Genomic DNA, 1,007 nt, shown 5'->3' with positions numbered 1-1,007 from the left:
GGCTAGGCCCCCTGGGGCTGGTAGTACCGGTAGTACGAGGCTTGAGAGATCCCGAGCGCTCGGCAGACTCCCTCAACAGTGACCTTGTCGCCCTTGGCGGCGAGACGCTTGCGGGTCTCCTCGATCTTGTCCGGCGTCACCGTGAGAGCCTTCCGGGGGCGCTTCCCCGCGCTGAGGGACTTCTCAAGCTCCTCAGACAGATCCTCGGTCTCCTCAGTCAGCCCCTCAACAGCTTCAGAGACTCGCTCGACCTCCACCAGGACGCGCCCGGAGTGAGAGACCAGGGCTCGGCTCTCAGAGACCACCAGGGCCGTCATGAGGTTCGCCGTGAGGTCTCTCAGCTCGTCCAGCTCCTCAGAGGCAGAACGCACCTGAGAGGGAGTCTCAGCCATGTGCACGAGGTGCGCGATGGTGAGGGGCGGGACGCATGAGACAGCCACCACGAGGAGAGGGGAACTGTCCATGTAGCTCGCCTCAATGAGGTGAGAGATGGACTGGGCACTCATGGCCAGCAGCAGTGCCATGAGAGAGCCGAGGAGAGCTGTCACCTGACCGGGCAGTTCCATCTTGCGGCGGTAGGTAGCGATAGCCCCGGCTGAGAGGGCGTAGACCGAGAGGCACACAGGCATGGCGGGTGCGTAGTGCTCGGACCATCCGGCAGTCCTCGCCAACGCGACCTCTCCCGGAATCGAGAGGTACAGGGCGGCGACGCATGCAGCGGGCAGGGCGACGTACAGGATTCCCTTGAGGTACCAGGGCAGAGCAGAAGGCACAGTTGTTCCCTTCACGTGGGCTGGCTAAGTCAGTGGGAGTCGCGGCAGTCGGCGCAGGTGCCGCCTGGGTGCCCGGCGCGGTACGGCCGGTGGCACTCGGGGCACTGCTCCCGCTTCACGGGGGCCGCAGTAGGTGCCGGCGGCTGCGTCTCGGTCCGCTTCGGCTCGTGGTTCTTGAGCCGGTAGGAGACCAGGGCCACCGCGGATTCGATGGAGTCAGGCAGAGCCCGAGTC

2 protein-coding genes are annotated in these 1,007 nt (G+C 65.6%); both read right to left on the bottom strand.

Annotated features, from left to right (window positions below; all coding sequences use genetic code 11):
- Positions 1-2: 2 nt before the first annotated feature.
- Positions 3-788 carry a hypothetical protein gene (locus ACFVWR_RS19135; protein WP_387216065.1) on the bottom strand — a complete coding sequence of 262 codons (786 nt, stop codon included), beginning with the start codon at positions 786-788 and terminating at the stop codon, positions 3-5.
- 14 nt (positions 789-802) lie between these two features.
- On the bottom strand, positions 803-1,007 hold a 205-nt coding region (locus tag ACFVWR_RS19130), incomplete at its 5' end, for a hypothetical protein (protein ID WP_387216062.1).

Source organism: Leifsonia sp. NPDC058292 (genome assembly GCF_042880955.1).
Lineage (GTDB): Bacteria > Actinomycetota > Actinomycetes > Actinomycetales > Microbacteriaceae > Leifsonia.
The sequence above is the reverse complement of the archived record's forward strand: the minus strand, read 5'-3'. Positions and strand labels throughout refer to the sequence as shown.